General features: G+C 69.5%; 6 protein-coding genes and 1 pseudogene. 1 reads left to right on the plus strand and 6 read right to left on the minus strand.

Translation table 11 applies throughout. The features are described from left to right. The 6 genes from rsmG to rpmH all read right to left on the minus strand — a co-directional run. Positions 1 to 701 (minus strand): 16S rRNA (guanine(527)-N(7))-methyltransferase RsmG (gene rsmG, locus ACIQOV_RS29925; RefSeq protein ID WP_401053714.1); only part of this gene is annotated, 701 nt, incomplete at its 3' end. Between the two features lie 159 nt (positions 702 to 860). Beyond that, positions 861 to 1,391 (minus strand): protein jag, encoded by a 531-nt coding sequence (locus ACIQOV_RS29930; RefSeq protein ID WP_380541256.1) that lies wholly within the window; start codon positions 1,389 to 1,391, stop codon positions 861 to 863. Positions 1,392 to 1,473: 82 nt separating this feature from the next. Next, complete coding sequence (gene yidC / locus ACIQOV_RS29935) at positions 1,474 to 2,658, minus strand: membrane protein insertase YidC (protein WP_380541253.1); 1,185 nt, start codon at positions 2,656 to 2,658, stop codon at positions 1,474 to 1,476. After that, a complete protein-coding gene (yidD, locus tag ACIQOV_RS29940) occupies positions 2,655 to 3,026 on the minus strand; it encodes a membrane protein insertion efficiency factor YidD (RefSeq protein ID WP_049655851.1) in 372 nt (123 codons plus the stop codon). The genes yidC and yidD overlap by 4 nt, the downstream gene beginning before the upstream one ends. Then, entirely contained in the window at positions 3,023 to 3,451 is a 429-nt protein-coding gene (gene rnpA, locus ACIQOV_RS29945; RefSeq protein WP_049655849.1) for a ribonuclease P protein component, read from the minus strand. Before rnpA ends, yidD begins: the two co-directional genes overlap by 4 nt. Positions 3,452 to 3,469: 18 nt before the next feature. Continuing rightward, positions 3,470 to 3,607: a 50S ribosomal protein L34 gene (gene rpmH, locus ACIQOV_RS29950; protein WP_030392420.1), complete on the minus strand. Its 138-nt coding sequence runs from the start codon at positions 3,605 to 3,607 to the stop codon at positions 3,470 to 3,472. A gap of 353 nt (positions 3,608 to 3,960) precedes the next feature. On the opposite strand from rpmH, the pseudogene ACIQOV_RS29955 reads away from it, so the two are divergent. After that, positions 3,961 to 4,272, plus strand: a pseudogene (locus ACIQOV_RS29955) (chromosomal replication initiator DnaA); the annotation flags it as partial.

Here is a 4,272-nt window from a genome sequence, read left to right on the forward strand (position 1 = left end):
CCCGCCTTCACCTGGATCACCCGGGTCGAGGTCTCCAGGGTGCCCTCGCCGACCGCGATGACGCTCCACTCGACCGCACCCAGCTTGGCCAGACCGGCCCGCGATTCGGCCAGCTCCTGCTCCGCGCTGTCGCCCTTGAGCGCCAGCATCTGTCCGTGCGGGCGCAGCAGCGGCATGCCCCAGCCGGCCAGCCGGTCCAGCGGCGCCACCGCCCGGGCGGTCACCACGTCCACCGCGAGCTTGCCGACCATCTCCTCCGCGCGACCGCGCAGCACCGTGACATTGTCCAGGCCCAGCTCCCGGACGACCTCCTCCAGGAAGGTGGTCCGGCGCAGCAGTGGCTCCAGCAGCGTCACCGAGACGTCCGGACGGGCCAGCGCCACCGGGATGCCCGGCAGGCCGGCCCCGGAGCCGACGTCGCACAGAGTGATGCCGGAGGGCAGCAGCTCGGCCAGCACCGCGCAGTTCAGCACGTGGCGGTCCCAGAGCCGGGGCACCTCGCGGGGCCCGATCAGCCCGCGCTGCACGCCCGCGGTGGCCAGCAGCTCGGTGTAGCGGACCGCGGCGTCGTAGCGCTCCCCGAAGACCTCCCGGGCGACGGCCGGTGCCTCGCCAGGATGCTCCAGCTCGGTGGCCCGCCCCTCAGCGGCCGGGTCCACGTCCGCCCCCGGCCGGCCGGCAGCCGCGTTCTCCGTGTCCATCTCGACCTCTCCGATCCCCGGATCCACCGACCCGCTCAACGCACTGTTTCACGTGAAACATCCCAGAAGGGACGACGACCCCGCCCGCACGAGGCGGACGGGGTCACGTCCGGTGAAGCTCTCCGGCCGCCACGGCGGCCGGTCGTCGACCTGTCGGCCTCAGACCGGCAGCACGACCACGAACCGCTGGGGCTCTTCGCCCTCGGACTCGCTGCGCAGGCCGGCCGCGGCGACCGCGTCGTGGACGACCTTGCGCTCGAAGGGAGTCATCGGCCGCAGCTTGACCTGCTCGCCACTGCTCTTGGCCTGCTCCGCGGCCTTGGCCCCGAGCACCGCCAGCTCCTCGCGCTTGCGGGCCCGGAAGCCGGCAATGTCCAGCATGAGGCGGCTGCGCTCGCCGGTCTCCCGGTGGACAGCCAACCGGGTCAGCTCCTGGAGGGCCTCCAGCACCTCGCCGTCCTGGCCGACCAGGCGCTGCAGCGCGCGGTCGTTGCCGTCACTGACGATGGAGACCAGGGCGCGGTCGCCCTCGACGTCCATGTCGATGTCACCGTCGAGGTCGGCGATGTCGAGCAGACCCTCCAGGTAGTCCGCCGCGATGTCGCCCTCCTGCTCCAGACGGGAGATGAGGCTCTCGTCGGAACTGGCGGCGGTCTCGGCCTCGACGGCGGAGGTGGTGCCTTCCGTCACTGATGGACTCCTTCGGAGATGGGCCCGTCTGCCGGGCCGGGAACGAAGCTCTTCGCGGCTGTCACAACAGGCTTGGGGCCGGTCAGGACTTCTTCTTCGGCCGCTGGCCGCCACCGCGCTTCGGCTGCTGCCGGGTGCCCTGCTTGGTACCGGCCGGCTTGGCCGTGCTCTGCTTGGCGGCCGCCGGCTTGCCACCGGCATCGGCCGGGGAGTCCGCCGGGGCGGTGTCGGCCGGAGCTGCGTCGGTGGGCTCCTCGGCCGGGGCGTCCTTGCCCGGCTCCACGGTCGGCTGTCCGACGCCGCCCTGCTGGCGCTGGGCCTTGCTCTGCCGACGGGGCTGCTGGCGGCGCGCCTGCACCGATTCCTCGACCACCGCGGCGGCGCTGGCCGCCTCGCTCACGGCCGCCTTGGACGGGGGCAGCATGCCCCAGAGCGCGCCCTTGATCTCCGTACCGTCCGGACGCAGTCGGCCGGCCTTCTTCAGACGCTCCTGGCGCTCCTGGAAGGCCATGCTGCCCGGGGTCGGGTTGTTGTGGATGACGATCAGCTGCTGGCCCATCGACCAGACGTTGGTGGTCAGCCAGTAGACCAGGACACCGACCGGGAAGTTGATGCCCATCACGGCGAACATGATCGGGAAGACGTACATCAGCATCTTCTGCTGCTGCATGAACGGCGTCTTCACCGTGAGGTCGACGTTCTTGGTCATCAGCTGGCGCTGGGTGACGAACTGCGACAGCGACATCAGGATGATCATCACGGCGGTGACGATCTTGACGCTGGTCTCGGGGCTGCCGACGAAGGTCGCGGAGAGCGGGGCACCGAAGATGTGCGCCTTGCCGGCGCTCACCAGCAGGTCACCGTGGATGACACCGATGTCCTGGCCCTTGGCGACCTTGGCGAGCACGCCGTAGAGGGCGGTGAAGAACGGCGCCTGCACGATGATGGGAAGGCAGCTGGAGAACGGGTTGGTACCCGCATCCTTGTACAGCTTCATCATCTCTTCGGACTGGCGCTGCCGGTCGTTCTTGTAGCGCTCCTGGATGGCCTTCATCTTCGGCTGGATCGCCTGCATGGCCCGGGTCGCCTTGATCTGCTTCACGAAGAGCGGGATCAGGCAGATCCGGATGACGACCACCATCGAGGCGATGGCGAGACCCCAGGCCCAGCCACCGTCCGGGTCAAAGATGTGGCTGTACAGCGAGTGGAACTGGACGATGATCCAGGACACCGCTGTGTACAGGGGATTCAGGAAGGAGAAGGTCACCGGTCAGGCTCCTTGGACAGGTGGATTGGCCGCACGGGACCAATGGTCGCCGGGCCCTCGGGGTCCGGACCGGCGGGGGTGGCGGTCACCGGGTCTCCGGTGGCGGACCGGCTCTTCAGCCAGTCCCGCAACCGCCGGTGCCACACCGGATGCTTGCGCGGCGGGACATGATCGACCCCGCCGGGCGTCCACGGATTGCAGCGCAGGATGCGCCACACGGTCAGCCCGCCGCCTTTCACCGCCCCGTGCACCTTCACGGCCTCGTAGCCGTAGTGCGAGCAGGAGGGGTAATAACGGCAGACCGGACCGAGCAGTGGGCTGATGGTCCACTGGTAGACCCTGATCAGACCCATCAGCAGGTACTTCATCGACCTGCTCCCGTCGGCGCCGTGGCGGCGGGCTCCGTCCTCAGCAACCGCTTGAGTGCCGCGTCCAGGTCACGTTCGAGGTCCTGGTACGAGGCGGTCGCGGCCTGGGGCAGCGCACGCACCACTATCAGGCTACCGGCGGGCAGCCTGGACAGACGATCACGAACGAGGTGACGCAACCGGCGCTTGACCAGATTGCGGACGACCGCCGGGCCAACGGCCTTGCTCACGACGAAACCCGCACGCGCCGAAGGAGTCCCCTCGGCGACGTGCGGGCGGGAGTCGCTGGTCCGGTCGGTCTGCCCCTGCGGGTCACCGTCTCTGCTGAGATGGACGACCAGAAGGGGCCGGCCGGCCCGACGACCGCGTTTCACCGCGGTCGCGAAGTCCTGGCGCCGCCGCAGCCGATTCTCGGAGGGCAGCACAACAGACTCTGGCGCGGATCAGGCGGACAGGCTGGTGCGGCCCTTGCCACGGCGGGCGGCCAGGATGGCACGGCCGGCGCGGGTACGCATACGCAGCCGGAAGCCGTGGGTCTTCGCGCGACGACGGTTGTTCGGCTGGAAGGTGCGCTTGCTCACTCGGGGGCTCCTGAGGTGAATCGTAGGATGACGGGAAATCGCTTGGCCGTCACCGTGCGTCCGCGTGATCTCCCCTGATTCGGAAATCCGGCCCATCGCCCCAGTTCGGCTGGGGTCTGAGGCAATCCACGGCGCCCGTGCTGCGCGCCTTATGGAGCGGGTGGACCCGCGGACATGCGGCAGCGGCCATCGACAACTCGACCTGGTTACGGTACGCGGGACGGGGCACGGGGGTCAAACCAGCCCGCGATCGCCCGTCTTACCCACAGCCTGTGGACAACGACTTGATCCCGCCCTGTTCGCTGACTACCGTTGCAGAACTTGTCTGGTTTGTTCTTGGAAAGCGTGCACCAGTGGCTGATGTCAACAGCGACCTCGTCCCGGTCTGGGCCAGGGTCGTCGAGCGGCTGGTCAACGACCCCGATGTCGGGGAGATGGACAAACAGTGGGTGCAGCGCACCCAGCCGATGTGGATGATGCACGACACCGCCCTGCTGGCGACCCCGAACGAGCGGGCCAAGCAGGTGCTGGAGGGCCGGCTGCTGCCGCAGCTGACCGAGGCCCTCAGCCGTGAGCTCAGCCGCCCGGTCCGGATCGCCGTGATGGTCGACGCCAACGCGGTGCCGACCACGCCCGCACCCTCCCCCCAGTCCCCCGCCGAGCCC

Source organism: Kitasatospora sp. NPDC091257, from assembly GCF_044757675.1.
Classification (GTDB): domain Bacteria; phylum Actinomycetota; class Actinomycetes; order Streptomycetales; family Streptomycetaceae; genus Kitasatospora; species Kitasatospora lactacystinica.